The sequence below is a fragment of the Duganella sp. CT11-25 genome (genome assembly GCF_047302815.1).
Taxonomy (GTDB): Bacteria; Pseudomonadota; Gammaproteobacteria; order Burkholderiales; family Burkholderiaceae_D; genus Rugamonas.
Window position 1 is genome coordinate 5,551,454 of record NZ_JBKBFD010000001.1, and the last position, 20,797, is coordinate 5,572,250.

18 protein-coding genes are annotated in these 20,797 nt (G+C 64.5%); 12 read left to right on the top strand and 6 right to left on the bottom strand.

Going from position 1 to position 20,797, the window contains the following annotated elements; all coding sequences use genetic code 11:
- Position 1 precedes the first annotated feature (1 nt).
- Entirely contained in the window at positions 2-1,339 is a 1,338-nt protein-coding gene (locus ACEN9F_RS24025) for a hemolysin family protein (protein WP_413424030.1), read from the bottom strand.
- Positions 1,340-1,435: 96 nt separating this feature from the next.
- On the bottom strand, positions 1,436-2,353 hold the full coding sequence (nhaR, locus tag ACEN9F_RS24030) for a transcriptional activator NhaR (protein WP_413424032.1): 918 nt from the start codon (positions 2,351-2,353) through the stop codon (positions 1,436-1,438).
- Between the two features lie 124 nt (positions 2,354-2,477).
- On the opposite strand from nhaR, the gene ACEN9F_RS24035 reads away from it, so the two are divergent.
- The 4 genes from ACEN9F_RS24035 (at position 2,478) to ACEN9F_RS24050 (ending at position 5,517) form a co-directional block, all read left to right on the top strand.
- On the top strand, positions 2,478-3,527 hold the full coding sequence (locus ACEN9F_RS24035; RefSeq protein ID WP_413424033.1) for a DUF475 domain-containing protein: 1,050 nt from the start codon (positions 2,478-2,480) through the stop codon (positions 3,525-3,527).
- A 92-nt stretch (positions 3,528-3,619) separates the two neighbouring features.
- Positions 3,620-4,195 carry a TerD family protein gene (locus ACEN9F_RS24040; protein WP_413424035.1) on the top strand — a complete coding sequence of 192 codons (576 nt, stop codon included), beginning with the start codon at positions 3,620-3,622 and terminating at the stop codon, positions 4,193-4,195.
- Between the two features lie 23 nt (positions 4,196-4,218).
- Complete coding sequence (locus ACEN9F_RS24045; RefSeq protein ID WP_413424037.1) at positions 4,219-4,917, top strand: TIGR00266 family protein; 699 nt, start codon at positions 4,219-4,221, stop codon at positions 4,915-4,917.
- Between the two features lie 18 nt (positions 4,918-4,935).
- Positions 4,936-5,517 (top strand): TerD family protein, encoded by a 582-nt coding sequence (locus ACEN9F_RS24050; RefSeq protein ID WP_413424039.1) that lies wholly within the window; start codon positions 4,936-4,938, stop codon positions 5,515-5,517.
- 61 nt (positions 5,518-5,578) lie between these two features.
- On the opposite strand, the gene ACEN9F_RS24055 is transcribed toward ACEN9F_RS24050, so the two are convergent.
- The gene (locus ACEN9F_RS24055) at positions 5,579-6,898 is read right to left on the bottom strand and encodes a porin (protein ID WP_413424041.1); all 1,320 of its coding nucleotides are present in this window, start codon (positions 6,896-6,898) and stop codon (positions 5,579-5,581) included.
- A gap of 236 nt (positions 6,899-7,134) precedes the next feature.
- On the opposite strand from ACEN9F_RS24055, the gene ACEN9F_RS24060 reads away from it, so the two are divergent.
- The 7 genes from ACEN9F_RS24060 to ACEN9F_RS24090 all read left to right on the top strand — a co-directional run bounded on the left by ACEN9F_RS24060 (position 7,135) and on the right by ACEN9F_RS24090 (position 15,464).
- Positions 7,135-8,544 carry an MFS transporter gene (locus tag ACEN9F_RS24060; protein WP_413424043.1) on the top strand — a complete coding sequence of 470 codons (1,410 nt, stop codon included), beginning with the start codon at positions 7,135-7,137 and terminating at the stop codon, positions 8,542-8,544.
- A 15-nt stretch (positions 8,545-8,559) separates the two neighbouring features.
- Positions 8,560-9,378: an HDOD domain-containing protein gene (locus ACEN9F_RS24065; protein ID WP_413424045.1), complete on the top strand. Its 819-nt coding sequence runs from the start codon at positions 8,560-8,562 to the stop codon at positions 9,376-9,378.
- A 144-nt stretch (positions 9,379-9,522) separates the two neighbouring features.
- Positions 9,523-10,293 (top strand): FadR/GntR family transcriptional regulator, encoded by a 771-nt coding sequence (locus ACEN9F_RS24070; RefSeq protein WP_413424046.1) that lies wholly within the window; start codon positions 9,523-9,525, stop codon positions 10,291-10,293.
- Between the two features lie 147 nt (positions 10,294-10,440).
- Positions 10,441-11,352: a 5-dehydro-4-deoxyglucarate dehydratase gene (gene kdgD, locus ACEN9F_RS24075; protein WP_413424048.1), complete on the top strand. Its 912-nt coding sequence runs from the start codon at positions 10,441-10,443 to the stop codon at positions 11,350-11,352.
- Between the two features lie 73 nt (positions 11,353-11,425).
- Positions 11,426-13,000 (top strand): aldehyde dehydrogenase (NADP(+)), encoded by a 1,575-nt coding sequence (locus tag ACEN9F_RS24080; protein WP_413424050.1) that lies wholly within the window; start codon positions 11,426-11,428, stop codon positions 12,998-13,000.
- Positions 12,988-13,866 (top strand): SMP-30/gluconolactonase/LRE family protein, encoded by an 879-nt coding sequence (locus ACEN9F_RS24085; RefSeq protein ID WP_413424052.1) that lies wholly within the window; start codon positions 12,988-12,990, stop codon positions 13,864-13,866. The genes ACEN9F_RS24080 and ACEN9F_RS24085 overlap by 13 nt, the downstream gene beginning before the upstream one ends.
- A gap of 11 nt (positions 13,867-13,877) precedes the next feature.
- On the top strand, positions 13,878-15,464 hold the full coding sequence (locus tag ACEN9F_RS24090; protein ID WP_413424054.1) for a glycoside hydrolase 43 family protein: 1,587 nt from the start codon (positions 13,878-13,880) through the stop codon (positions 15,462-15,464).
- A gap of 4 nt (positions 15,465-15,468) precedes the next feature.
- Here the strand turns inward: ACEN9F_RS24090 and ACEN9F_RS24095 are convergent, their stop codons facing one another.
- The gene (locus ACEN9F_RS24095) at positions 15,469-15,954 is read right to left on the bottom strand and encodes a hypothetical protein (RefSeq protein ID WP_413424056.1); all 486 of its coding nucleotides are present in this window, start codon (positions 15,952-15,954) and stop codon (positions 15,469-15,471) included.
- A gap of 115 nt (positions 15,955-16,069) precedes the next feature.
- On the opposite strand from ACEN9F_RS24095, the gene ACEN9F_RS24100 reads away from it, so the two are divergent.
- The gene (locus ACEN9F_RS24100; RefSeq protein WP_413424058.1) at positions 16,070-17,464 is read left to right on the top strand and encodes a serine hydrolase domain-containing protein; all 1,395 of its coding nucleotides are present in this window, start codon (positions 16,070-16,072) and stop codon (positions 17,462-17,464) included.
- Here ACEN9F_RS24100 and ACEN9F_RS24105 read toward each other — a convergent pair.
- Positions 17,430-18,953, bottom strand: coding sequence for a pectinesterase family protein (locus tag ACEN9F_RS24105; protein ID WP_413424060.1), 1,524 nt, complete (start codon positions 18,951-18,953; stop codon positions 17,430-17,432). The genes ACEN9F_RS24100 and ACEN9F_RS24105 overlap by 35 nt on opposite strands.
- 1 nt (position 18,954) lies before the next feature.
- Entirely contained in the window at positions 18,955-20,793 is a 1,839-nt protein-coding gene (locus ACEN9F_RS24110) for a glycoside hydrolase family 28 protein (RefSeq protein ID WP_413424062.1), read from the bottom strand.
- Between the last annotated feature and the right edge of the window lie 4 nt (positions 20,794-20,797).

The following is a 20,797-nucleotide window of genomic DNA, read 5'->3' on the forward strand; positions in this document are numbered from 1 at the left end:
ATCAATCCTGGTCGGCGTTATCCTCGGTGTCGTCCTTGGGGATGACCTTGACCAGCAGGATACGCGGGCCATTCATTTTCTTGGCGACGATGTCGAATCCGCGGAAACTGATGCGTTGGCCCTGTTTCGGGATATCGCCCAGCTTCAGCATGATCAGGCCGCCTACGGATTCTACCTCTTCCAGGCCCAGTTCCTCATTTTCTATGTCGATGCCGAGCGTGCGCTCCAGCGAGAAGATCGGCAGGCTGGCCTTGCCGATCAGCGTGCCGTCGGCCTGCTTGAGCCAATCGTTCTCGTTGAGGCGGAATTCGTCGTGGATTTCGCCGACCATCGCGCCCAGCAGGTTGTCCAGCGTGATGAAGCCGACCGGGCGCTTGCCCTTTTCGCCGATCAGCGCGAAATGCGGGGCGCCGTCGCGGAAGCGGCGGAACTGCTCCAGCGCCGGGGTGCGGGCCGAAATCGTTTCCACCGGGCGCAGGAAGGGCACCAGGTCGGTCACCGGCTTGCCCGACTGCTGGGCGAAGAACAGGTCCTTCAGGTGCACCACGCCGAGCACCGTCTCGCCATCCTTGTCGTAGTAGGGATAGCGGCTGAAGCGGTTGCGCAGCATGGTTTGCAGGTTGTCGTTGAGCGCGCGGCCGGCGTGCAGGCTGATCACCTCGTTGATCGGGCGCATCAGGTCGGACACGGCCAGGTCGCTGAAATCGAGCGAATGGGCCAGGATGTTGCGCTCGTCCTTGTTGAATTTTTCGCCGGGCTGGCTGGTGCGCAGGATCAACTTCAATTCTTCCACCGAATAATGGCTGTCGTGGCTGCCCTTGCCGGCCAGTCCGGCCAGCTTCAGCACCATGGTGGCGCTGGCGTTGAGCACGTAGATGAACGGGTACATCGCCCAGTAGAAGGCGTACAGCGGCGGCGCGCTCCACAGGCCGACCACCTCCGGCATGCGGATCGCCAGCGATTTCGGCGCCAGTTCGCCGACCACGATGTGCAGGAAGGAGATCACGCAGAAGGCGAACACGAAGGCGATGCCGTGGATCAACTCGGGCGAGGTGACGCCGATCGCCGTCAGCAGCGGTTCCAGCAGGCTGGCGAAGGCCGGCTCGCCGACCCAGCCCAGGCCCAGCGAGGCCAGCGTGATGCCCAATTGACAAGCGGACAAGTAGGCGTCCAGCTCGCCGTGCACCTTGCCGAGGATGCGGCCCCGTAGTCCCTGTGTCTTGGCGATCGCGCGAACGCGCGTTTTTCGCAGTGTGACGATGCCGAATTCGGCCGCCACGAAGAAACCGTTTAGCGCGACCAGGAACAGGGCGAGCACGACAAGCAGGAAGTTTTGCATAGGGGCCGAGCGGCGTTGTGGGTAGTTTAAAACGGACATCTTAAACGACTGCGGCCAAAAGTGCCTAAATCCTGCATTGCCAAAATAACACCGGGGTTAGTCGTGGGCGGCGACTGCGAACGGGCCGGTGTGTACCGCCGACAGGATCGCTTCGATGGCCGGATGCTTGATCTTGCGGGCGTTGGAGATGGCGTAGAAGTGCTCGAGCAGTTCCGGCGCGTCGCCCACCAGTACCGTGCCGAGCTGGTCTTCCAGGTCCTGCGCCAGCGCCGACGGCGCGAAGAACAGGCCGAGGCCGTTGCGGCCGAAGGTGTTGAGCATGGCGTTGTCCTCGAATTCGCCGACGATGTCCGGCCGCACTTCGTGCTGCACCAGCCAGGCGTCGATGCGGCCGCGCAGCGCGTTGTTGCGGGTCGGTAGCAACAGCGGCGCGCCGTGCAGGCTGGCCGGGAAGTTGCGCCGGTATTTGCGCGCCAGCTTGGGCACGCCGAACAGTTTCATGTCGCTTTCGCCCAGCAAGTGGCTGAATACCTTGAGGCTGCCGCCGGCGTGCACCGCGCGGTCGGTCAGCACCACGTCCAGCTTGCCCAAGGCCAGCTCGGCCAGCAGGTTCTCGAATTCGTCCTCCATGCACACCAGCCGCACCTGGGTTTCCATTTCCTGCGTGGCCTGCAGCAGGCGGAAGGCGATCAGCTTGGGCAGCGAGTCGGAGATGCCGACCGTGAGCCGCATCTTGCCGGTGTCGGCTTCGTCCAGCGCATCCTGCAGCTGGTCGCCGAGCAGGAAGATCTGGTCGCAATAGGTGAGCGCGAGCTTGCCCGCCTCGGTCGGCACCAGGCGCCGGCCCTGCGGTTCGAGCAGCTGTTTTCCCACCGATTGCTCGAGCGAGGCGAGTTGCATGCTGATGGTTTGCACCGCCAGCCCGAGCCGCTCGGCGGCGCGCGTGACGCCGCCTTCCCTGGCCACCATCCAGAAAAAATACAGGTGCCGAAAGTTCAATCCACTGGTTTTCATGGCGCTTTTCCGTTTCCTTATCTTCGGTTTTTACGATGCAATACTTCAATTATCTTCTATTTTTTAAAATCCGTTTTTTCTCTACACTGCATCCCATCGATTCATAACCAAGAGAGAACAAACGATGAAACACTTCAGAGTTTCCTTCCTCGTCAGCATCATCTGCCTTGCGGTGGCCGGCTGGTGGGGCTACGAGCTGGCAGGTTGGAGCGGCGCCCTGTCCGCCTTCGGTGTCGCGCTGATCCTCGCTGCGATGGAAGTGTCACTGTCCTTCGATAACGCGGTGGTGAACGCCTCCGTGCTGAAGAACTGGGATGAGTACTGGCAAAAGCTGTTCCTCGGCGTCGGCATCATCATCGCCGTGTTCGGTATGCGCCTGCTGTTCCCGCTGGTGATCGTGGCGGTCGCGGCCGACATCGGCATCATGGACGTGTGGACGCTGGCGTTGAACGATCCCAAGACTTATTCGATGCACCTGACCAACCACCACGCGGAAGTGGCGGCCTTCGGCGGCATGTTCCTGCTGCTGGTGTTCCTGAACTTCCTGCTGGATGCGGAAAAAGAAACGCACTGGCTGGGCAACTTCGAGAAGAAACTTGGCTCGCTGGGCAAGGTCTCATCGATATCGGTGATGATTTCCATCGGCGTGCTGCTGGGCTGCATGGGCCTGGTGACCGAGGCGCAGAAACTGGTGGTATTGATCTCCGGCCTGTGGGGCATCCTGGTGTATGTCGGTGTCGATTCGATCAGCAACTTCCTGGAGAAGGAAGAAGAGGGCAGCGGCGTCGGCGACATGGTCAAGAAGGGCGGTATCGGCGGTTTCCTGTACCTGGAGGTGCTCGATGCTTCGTTCAGCTTCGACGGCGTGATCGGCGCGTTTGCGATCACCACCGACGTCGTGATCATCATGCTGGGCCTGGCGATCGGCGCGATGTTCGTGCGTTCGATGACGATCTACCTGGTGAAGAAGGGCACGCTCGACCAGTTCGTCTACCTGGAGCACGGTGCGCACTATGCGATCGGCATCCTGGCCGCGATCATGTTGGCAAGCATGAAGTTCCACGTGCCGGAAATCTTCACCGGCCTGATTGGCGTGGCCTTCATCGGCGCCTCGGTGTGGTCGTCGATACGCCACCGCCGCAAGCACGAAGCCGCAGTGGCGATCGCGGCGTAGGAATGCAAAGAACACGGCGCGCCGTTTTATACGGACACGGCGCGCCGCTCGGTAGTACCTAATGTCCGGTTCTCTTATAGGAGCATCACATCATGGCAATCAGTCTGCAAAAAGGCGGCAACGTTAATCTGAGCAAGGAAGCGCCGGGCCTGTCGAAAATCATCGTCGGCCTCGGCTGGGACGTGCGCACCACCGACGGCAACGCTTTCGACCTGGACGGCTCGGCCTTCCTGCTGAAAGCGGACGGCAAAGTGCGCAACGATACCGACTTCATCTTCTACAACAACCTGAAATCGTCCGACCAGTCGGTCACCCACTCGGGCGACAACCGCACCGGCGCCGGCGATGGCGACGACGAAACCGTCACCATCGACCTGACCAAGGTGCCGGCCGATGTCGAGCGCATCGCCATCTGCGTGACGATCCACGAAGGCGACGCCCGCAAGCAGAACTTCGGCATGGTGCAGAAGGCGTTCATCCGCACCGTCAACGCCGGCGGCAACGCCGAGATCGCCCGCTACGACCTGTCGGAAGACGGTTCGACCGAGTCGGCGATGGTGTTCGGCGAGGTCTACCGCAACGGCGGCGACTGGAAGTTCAAGGCCGTCGGCCAGGGCTTCAAGGGCGGCCTCGGTCCACTCGCCGCTTCGTTCGGCGTCGGCGTTTAATTCAACAGGAAAGGACTCATATCATGCCTAAATTTTCGATTACCGGCGACGTCGATCCCTTCCTGCATGTGTCGATGGCGCAGGGTGAAAAAATCTACTGCGAGTCGGATGCGATGGTGATGATGGAAGCGGCGCTCGATTTGAAGGGCAAGGTGACCGGCGGCATCGGCGCGGCGATCATGCGGCGCTTCGCCAACGGCGAGTCCTTCTTCCAGCAGCACATCGAGGCGGTGCGCGGCGGCGGCGATTGCCTGCTGGCGCCGACCCTGCCCGGTGCGATGCAGATCCTGGAAGTGGGCCAGCGGCAGTACATGCTGAGTGACGGCGCCTTTGTCGCCGCCACCTCCAGCGTGGAGCTGAAGGTCCGTACCCAAAGCCTGGGCAATGCGCTGTTCGCCCAGAGCGGCGGCTTTTTCATCACCGAGACCAGCGGCACCGGCCAGGTGGCGGTGTCGGGCTTCGGTTCGATGTCGCAACTGGACGTGACGCCGGGACACGACGTGATCATCGATAACTCGCATGTGGTGGCATGGGACAGCGCGCTGCGCTATGAAATCTCGGTCACCACCGGCGGCAGCAGCGGCTTTCTCAGCAATCTGGTGAACAGCCAGACCAGCGGCGAAGGCATGGTGCTGCGCTTTTCCGGCAGCGGAAAAATCCTGGTGTGCTCGCGCAACGGCGCGGCATTCAAGGCCTGGGCCCAGCGCCCGGGGGCACAATAACCAACAAGGAGCATTGTTATGTCAGTTAATTTGAGCAAGGGCCAGAAAATCTCTCTGGAGAAGGAAGCCGGCGGCGCACTGGGCCGCGTGACCATGGGCCTGGGTTGGGACGCGATCAAGTCCAAGGGTTTCCTGGGCTTCGGCGCCAAGACCGAGGCGGTCGACCTGGACGCTTCGTGCGTGATGTTCAACGAGTCCGGCGCGCCGGTCGACGTGATCTTCTTCCGCCAGCTGAAGAGCAAGGACGGCAGCGTGGTCCACACGGGCGACAACCGCACCGGCGCCGGCGACGGCGACGACGAGCAGATCAACGTGGACTTGAACGCGGTGCCGGCGCAGGTCAAGAGCCTGGTGTTCACGGTGAACAGCTTCACCGGCCAGACCTTCGCGCAGGTGGAAAACGCCTACTGCCGCCTGCTGGATGCGTCCAGCGGCAAAGAGGTGGCGCGCTTCAACCTGTCGGTACAAGGCCCGCACTCGGCGCAGATCATGGCCAAGGTGTACCGCCATAACGGCGAATGGAAGATGCACGCGATCGGCGAGAACGGCAACGGCCGTACCTTCGACGACCTGTTGCCGCAGATCGCCCAGCACCTGTAATCGTTTTTAAGCGTAGTTGAAAGCGGAGCACCGTACCGGCGGTGCTCCGCTTTTTTTTTTATCAGAACGCGTGGCGGATGCCGAGGCTGACCATGGTGGTGCGGGCGTCGATGTTCTGGCCGGCGCCGGAGAACAGCGGCACTTCCTGGGTGCCGAGCGGGATCAGGATCGCACCGGGGCCGCCGGCCAGCGGCAGCGGCGTGGCGCTGGAGACGACCACCTTGCCGCGGTTGTCCTTGATGCCGCCGAAGCGCGTGTACAGCGCCGTGCGCTTGGACAGGTTGTAGTCCAGCCCCAGCATCAGGCCGCGGTCTTTACCCTCGGTGTAGTTGGTGAAGCGCGTGTCCAGGAAAATGGCGCTCAGGTCGAAGGCGCCGATCGGATGCTTGATGGTGGCGGTCCAGGTGCGCACCTCGGGATCGGTATTTCCGCGCAGCTGGAACTTGGCGTTGTGGCCGGCCACCGCCAGCGTGGTGCCGACGCCGGGAATCGTGTATTTCACCGCGCCCATGTAGGAAGTGAATTTCTCGCCGAAGAACAGCGGCACCAGCGTGGTGCCCGAGACCACGCCGATCGGGACGTTGTCGAAATTGTTGCGGTGGTAGGACGCCAGCGCGGTCAGGTTGTCGCTGCGGTAGGCCAGCATGGCGCCGGTGGTCTTGCCGCGGCCGCTGGCGGTTTCCGCGCCGGCCGTCAGGCCGCCGACGATTTGCCCGGTGCCTGCCGTGGCCACCGGCGTCGACGAGGTGGCGGTCGAGCGCGCGGCGCTGATGCCGGTGCCGATGCCCGAGTTGGTGGCATAGGACAGGATGCCGGTCCACGCTCCTTTCTTGACGGCGTAGCTGATCTGGTTATCCTGCCAGGTCTGCACCGTGTTGACCACCAGGCCGGCGCCGAAGAAGTCGGTGCTGCCCAGCGCCTCGGGCGTCACCAGGTAGTAGGCGATCAGCATCGGGCTGGCCTGGCGGCCCAGCTTGACTTCGCCCATCGGCGTGGTCAGGCCCACATACGCCTGGCGGCCGAACAGGCGGCCGTCGTTGGCGACGCCGCCGTTGTCCAGCGTGACGCCGCCTTCCAGCACAAACAGTCCGCGATAACCGCCGCCCAAGTCTTCCACGCCCTTGAAGCCGATATTGCTCTGCCGCGTATGGGACGGGCTGAGGCGCGTGCTCACGGTGGCCGGCGAGGCGACGCTGTTGGGCACGGGTGTGGCGCCGCTGACGCCAAACACCGTACCCTGGACATTGCCCTGGCTTTTATCGACGCGGTCGAGGCCGACATCGAGCGTGCCGTAGATGGTGACGGAGGATTGGGCGCAGGCATGGCCTGCGAGGAGGGCGAGCGCGGTCAGGCACGCTGCGGATGCGGCGGTTCTCTTCATCTGTTGTGTCTCCTGATTTTTATAGTGGTACTGCTCTTTCCGATGCCGTCTTTGCAGCTGTGTTCGGTGGTTTGAGTGTAAAGCAGCGTAGTGCGCGTGGGGCAATGTTTGATACCGAGCGAGCGTTCTGTTGCCGATAAGCTGGCTTGGTGTACCTATATTGCAACGTTTTCAGCCGGGCACGGAGACTTGCTGATCGGAAGTATGCGTGTGGAAATCCGGCTAGAATGGCGCCTATGAAAAGCACGCCCCAACCGACGGCATATAACAAGTGGACCGCACTGCTGGTGGCCGGCGCCTTCTTCATGGAGAACCTGGACGGCACCGTCATCACCACGGCGGTGCCGGATATCGCCGCCTCGTTCGGCGTGGCGCCGCTGGCGCTGAACATCGGCGTCAGCGCCTACCTGCTGACCCTGGGCGTGTTCATCCCGATCAGCGGCTGGGTGGCCGAGCGCTGCGGCGCGCGGCGCGTGTTCGCCGCCGCGCTGGCGATCTTCACGCTGGCCTCGGTGTTGTGCGGCATGGCCGACAGCCTGGCCGAATTCGTCTGGCTGCGCGTGCTGCAAGGCGCGGGCGGCGCGATGATGGTGCCGGTGGGGCGCCTGGTGGTGTTGAACAGCACGCCGAAGGAGCGCCTGATCTCCGTCATCGCCACGCTGACCTGGCCGGCGCTGGTGGCGCCGGTGCTGGGCCCGCCGGTGGGCGGCTTCATCACCAGCTATGCGTCGTGGCGCTGGATCTTCTATCTGAACTTGCCGCTGGGCGTGATCGCGCTGGCGCTGGCGTGGTGGCTGATACCGGACCAGCGCGCGGCGCAGCGGCGGCCGTTCGACTGGCCCGGCTTCCTGCTGAGCGGCAGCGCGCTGCTGCTGCTGACCTGGGGCGCGGAAGTCATCGGCGGCCAGGCGCCGGACTGGATCGAGGCGGGCGCCTGTCTGGCGGCCGGCATGGCGCTGCTGCTGGCGCTGGGCCGGCACCTGAAGCGCGCCGCGCATCCGCTGATCGACCTCGGCGCGTTTGCGATCCCGACCTTTTCCATCACCATCGTCGGCGGTTCGCTGTTCCGCATGGCGATCGGCGCCGTGCCCTTCCTGCTGCCGCTGATGTTCCAGCTGGGCTTCGGGCTGGACGCCTTCCATGCCGGCCTGCTGGTGATCGCCGTGTTTGCCGGCAACCTGATGATGAAGCCGGCCACCACGCCCATCCTGCGCCGCTTCGGCTTCAAGCCGGTGCTGCTGGTGAACGGCGTCGCCAACGTGGCCTCGCTGGCCGCTTGCGCGCTGCTGTCGCCGGCCACGCCGGTGTGGCTGATCGCCACCGTGCTGTTCGTCGGCGGCCTGACGCGCTCGATGCAGTTCAGCGCCCTGAATACGATCGCGTTCGCCGACGTGCCGCAGCAGCGCATGGCGGCGGCCAACACCTTGTTCAGCACCGCCTTCCAGGTCGCACTGGGGCTGGGCGTGGCGCTTGGCGCCAGCGGCGTGCGGCTGGGCCATTGGAGCGCGCAGCAACTCGGCATCGCCGGCTGGCCGGCCATCGACTACCGCCTGGCCTTCCTGCTGGTGGCGCTGGTCAGCCTGCTGGGCCTGCTGGATGCGCTGCGGCTCGATCCGGCCGCCGGCGAGCAAGTCAGCAAGGGTTAAGGCTATAATGTTGCCATGGAAAAACTCAAAGACTTCTCGCAGATAGTGACGCAAGCCGCGCGCGGCGAGTTGGTCTTTCCCACCAGTGTCAACGCGGCGCTGCGGCTGCAGCTGGCGTTGGCCGATCCCGATTGCAACAGCGACGACGTGATCCGCAAGGTGCTGGGCGAGCCGCTGCTGGCGGCGCGCACCGTGGCGCTGGCCAACGCGGCGGTGTTCAACCGCAGCGGCGTGCCGGTCACCAGCGTGCGCGCGGCGGTGGCGCGGGTCGGCTACCGCAACCTGTATACGATGGCGGCGGCGATGGTGGTGCGCCAGTTCGGCGCCCGCATCCGCGACGCCCGCCTGCGCGCCCAGGCCGAGCAGCTGTGGCGCCACACCGCCCATGTGGCGGCGCTGGCCCACGTGATCGCCCGCAAGCTGACCGCCACCGATGCCGACACCGCGCTGTTCGCCGGCATCGTGCACGAGGCGGGGGGCTTTTACCTGTTGTCGCGCGCCGACGAGATGCCCGGCCTGCTGGACGATCCGGCCGAATGGATGGGGGCGGCGCAGGAAATCATCTCGCGCGAGCTGATGAAGAAGATGGCGATCCCCGAGCCGGTCGGCCTGGCCATCGTCTCGCTGCGCGGCGCCACGCTGACGCCGCCGCCGTTGGGCCTGCGCGACACGCTGCTGATCGCCAAGCACCTGGCGCCGATCGGCTCGCCCCTGGCGCCTGTTCGGGAAAATGCCAGCCTGGCCGGCTTCGTCGACGACAACGCGGCGCTGGAGCAGATGCTGTTCGAGTCGGCCGATGAAGCGGCCTCCATGAGCGCGGCCTTGCTGGTGTAGGCCCGTGGTCTAGTCTTTATGCACTAATTTGTGGCATAAATGATGTCGAAGGTACAATTTTGCTCAAAACTCTGGCAATATGCGCATCGTGCGACACGTCATAAACGTGTATGCTAATAGTCGTCATACAACAGCAAAGAAGCCATGAATCAAACCGTCCAAGCCGCAGCAGCTCCAGCCATAATGCCGAAGAAGAAGCATCGCAACCTCGCCCAAGGCGTGGTTGAGGCCTTCACGACCAGCATACAGGGCGGCACGCTCAAGCCAGGCGAGAAACTGCCGACCGAATCCGTCATCATGGAAATGCACGGCGTCAGCCGCACCGTGGTGCGCGAGGCGATCTCGCATTTGCAGGCGGCGGGACTGGTGCAGACCCGCCACGGCATCGGCACCTTTGTGCTGGAGCCGCAGCCGGCCAACCTGCGCATCTCGTCCGACACCATCCGCACCATCGGCGACGTGCTGGCCATCCTGGAGCTGCGCATCAGCCTGGAGACCGAGGCGGCTTGGCTGGCTGCCACCCGCCGCAGCGAAGAGCAGGTGCGCGAAATGGGCTTGGTGTTGCGCCGCATCCAGGATTCGCAAAGCCGTCCCGGCCAGGTCGAGTCGGACGTGGCTTTCCACCTGCTGATCGCGCAAGCCACCGGCAACCGTTATTTCGTCGACATACTGAGCGACCTCGGCAACACCATCATCCCGCGCGCGCGCGTCAACTCGGCGCAGCTGGCGCATGACGACCCGATCGTGTACCAGGAACGCGTCAACCGCGAGCATGACGATATCTACAATGCCATCCTGCGCAAGGATGCGGAAGCGGCGCGCGCCGCCATGCGCACCCACCTGAGCAACAGCCGCGAGCGCCTGCGCCGCGCGCAAGAGGGCATCGCCGCCGCGAACGACGTCAAAACGGCATAAAAAAGCAACACTCGCGGGCGATTTGGCAGTTTTCGCTAAATCGCTTGCTCACAAACGGATATGGTTGTACGATGTCATACAACAGGCGGCGAGAAAGCCCTTGATTTTTCCCCATTCACATATCAGACATCGATTATTGGAGACAATATGCAACCGAATGACCTCAAAAAAATCCTTTCCTCCGGCCTGCTGTCGTTCCCGATCACGGACTTCGATGCCGAAGGCAATTTCCGCAAGTCGACCTATATCGAGCGTCTGGAATGGCTGTCGCCATACGGCGCGAGCGCGCTGTTCGCCGCCGGCGGCACCGGCGAGTTCTTCTCGCTGACCCCGAACGAATACACCGACATCATCAAGACCGCCGTTGACACCTGCGCCGGCCAGGTGCCTATCCTGGCCGGCGTCGGTGGTCCGACCCGCGTGGCCGCCGCCTACGCCAAGGAAGCCGAGCGCGTTGGCGCCCAGGGCCTGCTGCTGCTGCCGCACTACCTGACCGAAGCATCGCAGGACGGTCTGGTCGAACACGTTGCGGAAGTCTGCAAAGCCACCAACCTGGGCGTCGTGGTCTACAACCGCGCCAACTGCCGCCTGACCCCGGACTCGCTGGCCAAGCTGGCCGACCGTTGCCCTAACCTGATCGGCTTCAAGGACGGCGTCGGCGACATCGAACTGATGGTCTCGATCTGGCGCAAGATGGGCGACCGCTTCAGCTACCTGGGCGGCCTGCCGACCGCGGAAGTGTACGCGGCAGCCTACAAGGCGCTGGGCACCCCGGTCTACTCGTCGGCCGTGTTCAACTTCATGCCTAAGCTGGCGATGGACTTCTACCACGCCGTGGCGGCGGACAACCATGCGGAACAAAACCGCATGCTGGACGAGTTCTTCCTGCCGTACCTGGAGATCCGCAACCGCAAGGCCGGCTATGCAGTGAGTATCGTCAAGGCCGGCGCACGCCTGGTTGGCCACGACGCGGGTCCGGTGCGCGCGCCGCTGACCGACCTGACCGCGGAAGAATGCGACATGCTGGATAAGCTCATCCGCAAGCAGGGTGCGCAGTAATCCGTTAAGCTATAGGGTACCCCATTAAGTAAGCGCGGCTCGTCCGCGCTTTTCACACATCTAAGGAGTCAATATGCAAGTAGCAGGCGAAATGATTATCGGCCGCAGCGCGGTCATCGGTAAAGAGGGTACGATGAAAGCCATCGATCCATCGCGTAACGTGGAAATCGAGCCGGCGTTCGGCCTGGCCGGCGCCGCCGACCTGCAGCGCGCCTGCGAACTGGCCGATGCGGCCTTCGACGTCTACCGCGCCACCGGCCTGGAAGCGCGCGCCAAGTTCCTGGAGACCATCGCCGACCGCATCATGGACCTGGGTCCTGCGCTGATCGAGCGCGCGATGCTGGAAACCGGCTTGCCGCAAGCCCGCCTGGAAGGCGAGCGCGGCCGGACCTGCAACCAGCTGCGCCTGTTCGCCAAAGTGGTGCGCGACGGCCGCTGGCAGTCCGCCACGCTGGACAGCGCGCTGCCTGAGCGTACCCCGCCGCGCAGCGACCTGCGTCTGCGTAAAATCGGCCTGGGCCCGGTCGCCGTGTTCGGCGCATCGAACTTCCCGCTGGCGTTCTCGGTCGCCGGCGGCGACACCGCCTCGGCACTGGCAGCCGGCTGCCCGGTCATCGTCAAGGCCCACTCGGCCCACCTGGGCACCTCGGAACTGGTCGGCAAGGCCGTGGCCAAGGCCGCCGCCGAGTGCGACATGCCTGAAGGCGTGTTCTCGATGCTGATCGGCTCCGGCCAGACCATCGGCCAGAACCTGGTCGCGCATCCGGTCATCAAGGCTGTCGGCTTCACCGGCTCGCGCGCCGGCGGCGTCGCCCTGATGCAAACCGCCGCCGCACGCAAGGAGCCTATCCCTGTGTACGCCGAAATGAGCTCGATCAACCCTGTGTACCTGCTGCCGGGCGCGCTGGACAACGCCAAGCTGCCGCAGGCGTTCGCCGATTCGCTGACCATGGGCGCCGGCCAGTTCTGCACCAACCCGGGCCTGCTGATCGGCCTGAAGAGCGACAAGCTGCAAGCCTTCGTCGCCGCCGCCGCCGGCACCATCGGCGCCAAGGGCGCGGCCACCATGCTGACCCCCGGCATCCACAAAGCCTACGTCAACGGCGTCAAGACGCTGGCGGGCGTGAACGGCGTGCAGCAGGTCGCCGCCGGCCAGGGCACCGACGCGCCATGCGCCGCGCAAGCCTTCCTCTACCAGGTCGATGCGCAGCGCTTCCTGACCGACCCTGCGCTGGAAGGCGAAATCTTTGGCCCGACCTCGCTGCTGGTCGTGTGCGACAACGAAGATGAGCTGCTGGCCGTGACCGAACACCTGGAGGGTCAGCTGACCGCCGCCGTTCACGCCACCGCCGACGACAAGGCGCTGGCTGCACGCCTGCTGCCGGTGCTGGAACGCAAGGTCGGCCGCATCCTGTTCAACGGCTTCGGCACCGGCGTGGAAGTCTCGCACGCGATGGTGCACGGCGGCCCGTTCCCGTCGACCTCGGACAGCCGTTCGACTTCGGTGGGCGCTTCGGCCATCGACCGCTTCGTGCGTCCGGTGTGCTACCAGGACGTGCCGTCCTACCTGCTGCCTGAATCGCTGACCGACGAAAACCCGCAAAACATTCCGCGCGTCGTCAACGGCGACCTGGCATGGAACGCGTAAGCGGCGTTAGCTGCACGGTGGGCGAAAGCCCGACGTGGAGCGCGGCGGAATCGGCCTGGTACTGGGTCGACATTCCCGCCAAGCGTGTATGGCGGCTCGACGGTTCGACCGGCGCCACCCGTTATTGGGACCAGACCGAAATGGTCGCCTGCGTGGCGGCCAGGCAGGGCGGGGGCCTGATCGCGGGCATGGAAACCGGCATCTTCAGCCTGGAGCTGGGCGCGGCGCAAGCCTCGGTCCAGACCCGGCTGGCGGCGCCGGCCGCCGGCCTGGGCGAAGGCATGCGTTTCAACGACGGACGCTGCGACCGCCAGGGCCGCTTCTGGAGCGGCACCATGTTCATGGACATGAGCGCCGCGCGTCCGGTCGGCCAGCTGTATCGCTACGATGCCGCGCGCGGCATTTCGGCGCCGATGGTGTCGGACCTGATCACGCAGAACGGCACGGCGTTTTCGCCGGACGGCCGTACCATGTACCTGTCGGATTCGCATCCGGCGCGCCGCATGGTGTGGTCCTTCGACTACGACATCGACGACGGCGTGCCTTCGGGCCAGCGCGTGTTCGCCGACCTGACGGCGTCTGTGGGCCGTCCCGACGGCGCCGCGGTCGACAGTGAAGGCTGCTACTGGGTCTGCGGTAACGACGGCGGCTGCATCATGCGCTTCACGCCGGACGGCAAGCTGGATCGCCGTGTCGATGTCCCGATGCTGAAGCCATCCATGTGCGCCTTCGGCGGCAAGGATCTGGATACGCTGCTGGTGACCTCCATCGTCTCCGGCAAGCCGGAAGACGCTGAGTGGGGCGGTGCGGTCGTGATGCTGCGCCCCGGCGTCAAGGGCCTGGCGGAAACGCCGTTCGGCGCATAATGAGAGGGCGGATGCTGATCAGGTGTCTGCCCTTTTTGTTTGCGGCCCTGCTGGCCGCTTGCGGCGTGGCGCCGGTCGACAGCGAATATCGCAACCCGATACTCCACGCCGACTATTCCGATCCCGACGCGATCCGCGTCGGCGACAAGTACTATCTGGTTTCCTCCAGTTTCAACAACGCTCCCGGCCTGCCGCTGCTGGAGTCGCCGGACATGGTCAATTGGACCTTGGTCGGCCACGCCTTGCCGCGGCAGGTGCCGTTGGACGTGTTCGCGCTGCCGCAGCACGGCAAGGGCGTATGGGCGCCATGCCTGCGCTATCACGACGGTCAATTCTGGATCTTCTATCCCGACCCCGATTTCGGCATCTACGTGATGACGGCGACCACCTTCACCGGTCCGTGGAGCGCGCCGCGCCTGCTGCTGGCGGGGAAAGGCCTGATCGATCCGACGCCGCTGTGGGACGACGATGGCCAGGCATATCTGCTGCACGCCTGGGCCAGGAGCCGCGCGGGCTTCAACAACGTACTGACCTTGCGGCGCATGAAGCCGGACGCCAGCGGCGTGTTGGACGACGCGGGCCGCGTGGTCATCGACGCCAACAAGCTGCCAGGCTATACGACGCTGGAGGGTCCGAAGTTTTACAAGCGCGACGGCTACTACTATGTGTTCGCGCCGGCGGGCGGCGTCGAGCAGGGCTGGCAGTCGGTGTTCCGTTCGCGCAGCATCGACGGACCGTATGAGGTGCGCATCGTGCTGGCGCAGGGCGGTTCGGCCGTCAACGGTCCCCATCAGGGCGCGTGGGTACAGACGCCGCAAGGCGAGGATTGGTTCTTCCACTTCCAGGACAAGCGGGCATACGGACGTGTGGTGCATCTGCAGCCGATGCGCTGGCGCGATGGCTGGCCGGTGATCGGCGAGGACGTCTCGGGCAGCGGCACGGGGCAGCCGGTGGCGCGCTATCGCAAGCCGGTGGCGGGGTTTGCATCGGCGGCGCCTGCCACCAGCGATGAGTTCGACGGCGCGGCGCTGGCCCTGCAATGGCAATGGAACGCCAACTGGCGGCCGGAGTGGTATGCGCTGTCGGGTGGGCATCTGCGCTTGCACGCCGTGCCGGACGCGCGCTTCGCGGCTCAGCAGAACTTGTGGGACACGCCGTCGCTGCTGCTGCAAAAGCTGCCGGCGGAATCGTTCACGGTGACGACGAAGATGGATGTGTCGGCGCTGGCCGACGGCGGCAGCGCGGGCATGATCATGTACGGCTTCGACTACGCATGGCTGGGCGCGCGCCGCGCGGACGGCAAGACCCGGCTGGCGCTGGTCAGCTGCTACAAGACGGAAGCCAAGTGCCGCGAGCGCGAAGAGAGCGGCGCCGAGCTGGCCTCGCCGCAAATCTGGCTGCGCATGCAAGTGCGCGCGGGCGGCGTGACGAGCTTCTCGTACAGCCACGACGACCGCGCTTACACGCCGATCGGCGCGCCGTTCACCGCCGCAATGGGGCGCTGGGTCGGCGCGCAAATGGGCCTGTTCAGCGTATCGGACGGCAGCGTTGCGGCAGGCTATATCGACATCGACTACTTCCGCGTCACGCCTGAGTAAACAATCACTGCTTCTTCAGTACGAGCTTGAACTGGGTCACCCACTTATCCTTGAGGTACATTTCGCTGAAGGCTTCGTAGGCGTCGGGGCCGGATGGCGTCCAGCGGACGCGATAGGTGAGGGCCTTGCCGTCGGCGACGTATTGCGTCTCCGGGAAGTCCAGGCCGGTGGCGCTGGGCGTCATCGTGCCGCGGCTGTAGCCGCCGCCGTTTTCCACGTACAGATACGCCACCGTCTTCGCCGCCGAATCGTAGTAGTAGACGGTCTCGCCGACATAGTCAGGCTTGCCCGGCGTACGCACCGTATGCACGTCGCGCAGTACATGGCCTTCGTAAGCCCACTGGAAGCAATGCTCGTCACTTTGCTTCCCGCCCGGGAAATCCCCTTTCCAGCAATGCCCCGCCAGGAAGGCCATCGGCTTCAAGGCTTCGCTGGGCGCAGCCTGCACAACGGTGGAAGACAGCAGCAATGGCAGGAGCAGTGGACGCATGGCAGGCCTCTTGGAGTAAGTCGCGCCAGTATATGCCAATGCCCCAGCCCTGAGGTTGCGCCGGCGCGACGCGATTTCCGTTGACACCGGAGACGGATACGAGAAGACTGGGCGCATGAAAATACTCCTGCTCGCAGCGCTGCTGCCGCTGTCCGCGCTGGCGGCCGAGCCGCCGCTGGCCGACTATACCGGCACCTACCGCGCCGGCCCTGCGCAAAGCGCGGAACTGGTCGCCGGCCCCGAACTGGTTGCGGTGATCGATGAAGCCAAGTACCGTTTGCGCCGCCTCGACGGCGACAACTTCGCCAACCCCGGTGGCAGGACCATTCCATTTCATCGCGACGCCTCCGGTGCGGTCATCGATTTCGTTGACGACAAAACCGTCTACCGCCGCGTCTCCGCGGACGTGAAGAAGGAGACGCTCGAATTGCTTCGTCCCCGGGCCGGCAAGGACTATCGATATCAGGTTCCGCAAGCGCGTGATGACGGCATCGCCGTCGGCGATCTGCGCGATTCCAATATCGGCGTGGCCGCCGGCGAGACGATCGTGCGCGGCATCCTCGATGAAACCTGGCGCGATGTCCACGCTGTGCTGCTCTACCAGCACGGCAGGCTGGTGATGGAGGAGTACTTCTATGGCTACGATATCGACCGCATGCACCAGATGCGCTCCGCCACCAAGTCCATCGTCAGCGCACTGGCCGGCATCGCCATCGATCGCGGCGCAATGCCCGGCTCCGGCGTAGCGGCGCTGCCATACCTGGCTTATGCCGGCTACGACAACCCGGACCCGCGTAAAAGCCGCATCACGCTGGGCGACCTGTTGGCCATGCGGTCAGGCCTGGCATGCAACGACTATGACGCCAACTCGCCTGGCAACGAACAGCGCATCGACGAAACGCCGGATTGGGTGAAGGCGACCATGGACCTGCCGATGGTGGCCGATCCGGGCGCCGTGGCGCGCTACTGCTCCGGCGGCGTCGCCGTGATCGGACGTATTGCCGAGAACCGGACCGGAATGGCGTTGCCAGCGTTCGCGCGCGACCATCTGTTTGGGCCGCTGGGCATCCAGCCATCGCACTGGCGCTGGAACTACACGCTGACCAATGAAAACAAGGAATACTCGCAGATACACCTGCGGCCGCGCGACATGCTGAAGATAGGATTGATGTACGCCGACGGCGGCCGCTGGCGTGGTCGCCAGGTGATTTCGTCATCGTGGGTGCGCGAATCGCTGTCCAGGCAAAGCCGGATCGACGGCACCAACTACGGTTATTTCTGGTGGCTGCAGCGCTTCGATGTCGACACGCCGGCCGGCAAACGCGCGGTGCAGGTCAGCGCCGCGCAGGGCAACGGCGGCCAGAAGATCTTCATCGTGCCGGAGTTCGACATGGTGGCTGTCTTTACGGGCGGCGGCTACAACGCCGGCAGCACGCCGCCCAACAAGATCATGACTTCCGTTCTGTTGCCCGCGCTTATTTCTGCTTCAGCGAAGGCTGCCAGCCGTTGAGGACAAACGACGGCTTGCTGTAGTTGACGATGGTCTCGGCGTCCTTCACCTTGTCCAGTTGGCGCGATGCCGGATTCCGCTGACTGACATCGACCGGCGTGCCATCGGCATTGCGGCTGTTGTATTCGAGGAAGCGTACATTGGCGGCATCGCCGGCGATCTCGCCCCAGCCGGCAGGACTGATGCCGCTCAGCGTGGCGTTGATCAGCACCGCTTCCGCATACGGATAGTTCTTGCCTTTGTTGGCAGGCAGGCGCGCCAGCTCCGTCTGTCCTCCGCCCAGTGTCGTGAAGCGGCAATCGACAAATACGTTGCCATGGTTGGTGGACGGATTGCGTATCCACATAAAGGCATTTTGCGACTGGATGTCGCAACGCTCGAAGAAGGCCGGGCCGCGCCCCAGTATCGTGTCGCCGCGGCCGACGACTTTCACATCGGGCAGATAGGTGCTGCCGTTGACCTGCAGGGCGTCGCCGGAACCGATCACCGTCACCTTGCTGACGATGTTTTCCTCGCCGGTGATCAGCAGGCCTTCGGCCTGACCTTGCAGCGTGGTTTCCAGCGTCAGGTTCTGCAGGTGCACCCCCTTGACGTTGTCGGCGGCGAAGGCGGCGCGTCGCGAAGGGAAGGTACCCGGCTGCTCGTTGGTGCTGATGTTGGGCGGATGCGGATTGAATGCCTCGTTGTTCGCATAGTGGATGCGGACCTTGTCGCGTTCCTCTCCTGTTATCGTCAGGTTGGACTTGTTGCGGAAGTAGACGATCTCCTCATAGTCGCCGTTGCGCACATAGATGGTGGTGCGCCTGGCCGGATGATCCGGCACGAAGTCGAGCGCGCCCTGCACGGTGTTGAAATCGCCCGTGCCGTCGGCGCTGACGACGACCCGTTCCGTGCCGGCGCGAGGCGCTTGCGGCTTGGTGCTGAAGCGCCATTCCTGCTTGCCGCCGATGCCCTTGAAACCGGCGATGACGCCCGGATCGATCTGCACGTAATAGCGCTTGCCGTAGTCGAGCAGGTTGTTATGTGGGTAGATGGTCGCGGTCTTGTCGCGCACGATCACCGGATGGAAGTGAAAACCATCCGTGAAGCCGCCGATGATGGTGAGCTGGTACTTGCCGTCTCCGGCGCCGTCGCCCATTTCCGCGCCGGCGGAAGGCGTGCCGGCCCTGGTGTCGGCGTTGGTCGGGCGCGGGCCGCCGGCGTACACGTAGGGCGTGGACAAGTAAGGCGGCGCCGGCAGCTTGGTGCGCTCGGTCGGGCCGGCGGGGATGCTCATGTCCAGCGTGTCGACCAGGCGGTCGGTGGCCGCGTCGTAGATGCGGATCTGGCCGGACGCGCCGAGCACCGGTGGCTGTTCGAAACGCAGCACCAGGTGTGTATCCGGATTGACGCGCTGCGCGCCATTGGCGGGCAGCAGCGTGGCTGCGCCGCCGGCCGCGATGGCCGGGATGGTTGTGGCGGCGAGGGCCGCAAGCAGCAGGGCGCGCATCTCAGGCATCCAGCACGGTGTCGTGCACCTTGCCGCCGATGGTGACGTTCTTCAGCGTCAGTCCCTTGACGTTGTAGAGGAACCAGGGCTGCGCCGAGTTGACCGGCATACCGAAATCGCAATCGGTGATGGTGACGTCGGTGACGGGAACCACCGGCGGCATGGGTTGCGGGCCGTTGTAGTCCGACGCCACCGGACCGAGGATCACGATGGCCTGGAAGCACGAGGCGGTCTTGCCGTCCTTGGTGACGTTGCCGGCCTTGATGTTCGAGATGTGGATATTGCTGACCACCGGCGGACGGGTGCGGACGTTGTCGCTGATCGGCGTGTAGTCGCAATCGAAGGTGACGATGGCGCCGGCCGCCGTGGCGACGGTCTTCGACTGGATCGGCGAGCCGGGCAGCGATGCGTAGAACGACGGCGAGATCTGCACCCCGTTCGGCACCGTGCAATCGCGCACATAGAAATTGCGCAGGTAGCCGCCACGGTTCATATTGGTCTTCATGCGGATCGCCGTGTTCAGCGGATTAGTGGCCCAGTTGGCGTTTTCAAACACCAGCTTCTGCGCGAACACATTCTGGATGCCGCCGGCCATCTCGCTGCCCAGGGTCACGCCGCCGTGGCCGCTGTGCATGATGCAGTTCTGGATCACGATATTCTGCGACGGGCCGTATTGCGTGTCCAGGTCCTTGCCGGCCTTGATGGCGATGCAGTCGTCGCCGGTATCGAAGGTGCAGCCTTCGACCAGCACGTGGTCGCAGGCTTCTGGATCGAAGCCGTCGCTGTTGGGACCGTGGCTGTGGCAGTAGACATTGCGGATCACGATATTGCGGCAGTGGACCGGGTGGTGCTGCCAGAACGGCGTATCCTGCACGCGGTAGCCCTGCAGCAGTACGTTGGTGCAGCCGATGATCTGGATCATCGGCGGGCGCAGGTAGTGGCCGATGCCGAACACGCGCTTGGACAGCGGCACGCCCGCTTCGGACAGCGCTGGCAGGTACTGGGCGTCCGCGCGCCAGCGTTGGCCTTCTCCCTGGATCAGGACGCGCTCCGCCTCGCTCAGTTGCGGCGACACGGTCGCCAGCGACATCGCGTTGAGCGGGTTCTCGGTATTCTCGGACATCTTGCCGGTCTTGAAGTTGGGCGTGCTGCCCTGGCCGATCGAGTTGATGGTTTTCAGCTTGCCTTTCCAGGTCCACCAGCAGTCGCCGTCTTCGTTGAACGGCAGGCCGCCCTGGCCGTCCACGATGCTGGTCCAGTCGTCGCCGGTGAGGGCGATGTTGTCCTGGCCATAGGCGTAGATCATCGACGAGTAGTTCAGGCAGTCGTTGCTCTGCCAGCGCGAAATCGACAGCCTGCCCGCCTTGCCGCAGTCGATGTCGCCGTATTTGGCGTAGTCCGCGGGGTTGTTGCTGAAGTAGATGTGGGCTCCGGCGTTCAGGTGCACGTGCACGTTCGACAGCAGCACCATGGGGCCGGCGCAGTACCAGCTGCCGGCGGGGATCACGACGCGGCCGCCGCCCGCCTTGTGGCATGCCTTGATGGCGGCGGCAAAGGCGGCGTAGCAGTCCGGCGATCCCTTGATGGGCGTATCGATGGCACCCTGTTCCTCAAACGAGATCCAGGCCTTGGCCTTGGCCAGCTTGCACGGCTTCGCGCCGTAGGCGGTGACGACGAAATCCTGCTTGCGGAAGTTGCGCGGTTTGGAGACATGGTCGATGATCGCCTGCGCCTGCAGCCACGGATCCGGCGCGGTGGCGGCGAGGGCGGGAACGCCGAGCGACAGGCCGGCCGCCGGGAGAGCCTTCATCAGGTTGCGGCGCTGGGAATTGATGGACATGCTG

Excerpts from the sequence above, each read along its gene's own strand:
- ACEN9F_RS24025 (WP_413424030.1), bottom strand. The coding sequence starts at position 1,339 with ATGCAAAACTTCCTGCTTGTCGTGCTCGCCCTGTTCCTGGTCGCGCTA.
- nhaR (WP_413424032.1), bottom strand. The coding sequence starts at position 2,353 with ATGAAAACCAGTGGATTGAACTTTCGGCACCTGTATTTTTTCTGGATG.
- ACEN9F_RS24035 (WP_413424033.1), top strand. The coding sequence starts at position 2,478 with ATGAAACACTTCAGAGTTTCCTTCCTCGTCAGCATCATCTGCCTTGCG.
- ACEN9F_RS24040 (WP_413424035.1), top strand. The coding sequence starts at position 3,620 with ATGGCAATCAGTCTGCAAAAAGGCGGCAACGTTAATCTGAGCAAGGAA.
- ACEN9F_RS24045 (WP_413424037.1), top strand. The coding sequence starts at position 4,219 with ATGCCTAAATTTTCGATTACCGGCGACGTCGATCCCTTCCTGCATGTG.
- ACEN9F_RS24050 (WP_413424039.1), top strand. The coding sequence starts at position 4,936 with ATGTCAGTTAATTTGAGCAAGGGCCAGAAAATCTCTCTGGAGAAGGAA.
- ACEN9F_RS24055 (WP_413424041.1), bottom strand. The coding sequence starts at position 6,898 with ATGAAGAGAACCGCCGCATCCGCAGCGTGCCTGACCGCGCTCGCCCTC.
- ACEN9F_RS24060 (WP_413424043.1), top strand. The coding sequence starts at position 7,135 with ATGAAAAGCACGCCCCAACCGACGGCATATAACAAGTGGACCGCACTG.
- ACEN9F_RS24065 (WP_413424045.1), top strand. The coding sequence starts at position 8,560 with ATGGAAAAACTCAAAGACTTCTCGCAGATAGTGACGCAAGCCGCGCGC.
- ACEN9F_RS24070 (WP_413424046.1), top strand. The coding sequence starts at position 9,523 with ATGAATCAAACCGTCCAAGCCGCAGCAGCTCCAGCCATAATGCCGAAG.
- kdgD (WP_413424048.1), top strand. The coding sequence starts at position 10,441 with ATGCAACCGAATGACCTCAAAAAAATCCTTTCCTCCGGCCTGCTGTCG.
- ACEN9F_RS24080 (WP_413424050.1), top strand. The coding sequence starts at position 11,426 with ATGCAAGTAGCAGGCGAAATGATTATCGGCCGCAGCGCGGTCATCGGT.
- ACEN9F_RS24085 (WP_413424052.1), top strand. The coding sequence starts at position 12,988 with ATGGAACGCGTAAGCGGCGTTAGCTGCACGGTGGGCGAAAGCCCGACG.
- ACEN9F_RS24090 (WP_413424054.1), top strand. The coding sequence starts at position 13,878 with ATGCTGATCAGGTGTCTGCCCTTTTTGTTTGCGGCCCTGCTGGCCGCT.
- ACEN9F_RS24095 (WP_413424056.1), bottom strand. The coding sequence starts at position 15,954 with ATGCGTCCACTGCTCCTGCCATTGCTGCTGTCTTCCACCGTTGTGCAG.
- ACEN9F_RS24100 (WP_413424058.1), top strand. The coding sequence starts at position 16,070 with ATGAAAATACTCCTGCTCGCAGCGCTGCTGCCGCTGTCCGCGCTGGCG.
- ACEN9F_RS24105 (WP_413424060.1), bottom strand. The coding sequence starts at position 18,953 with ATGCGCGCCCTGCTGCTTGCGGCCCTCGCCGCCACAACCATCCCGGCC.
- ACEN9F_RS24110 (WP_413424062.1), bottom strand. The coding sequence starts at position 20,793 with ATGTCCATCAATTCCCAGCGCCGCAACCTGATGAAGGCTCTCCCGGCG.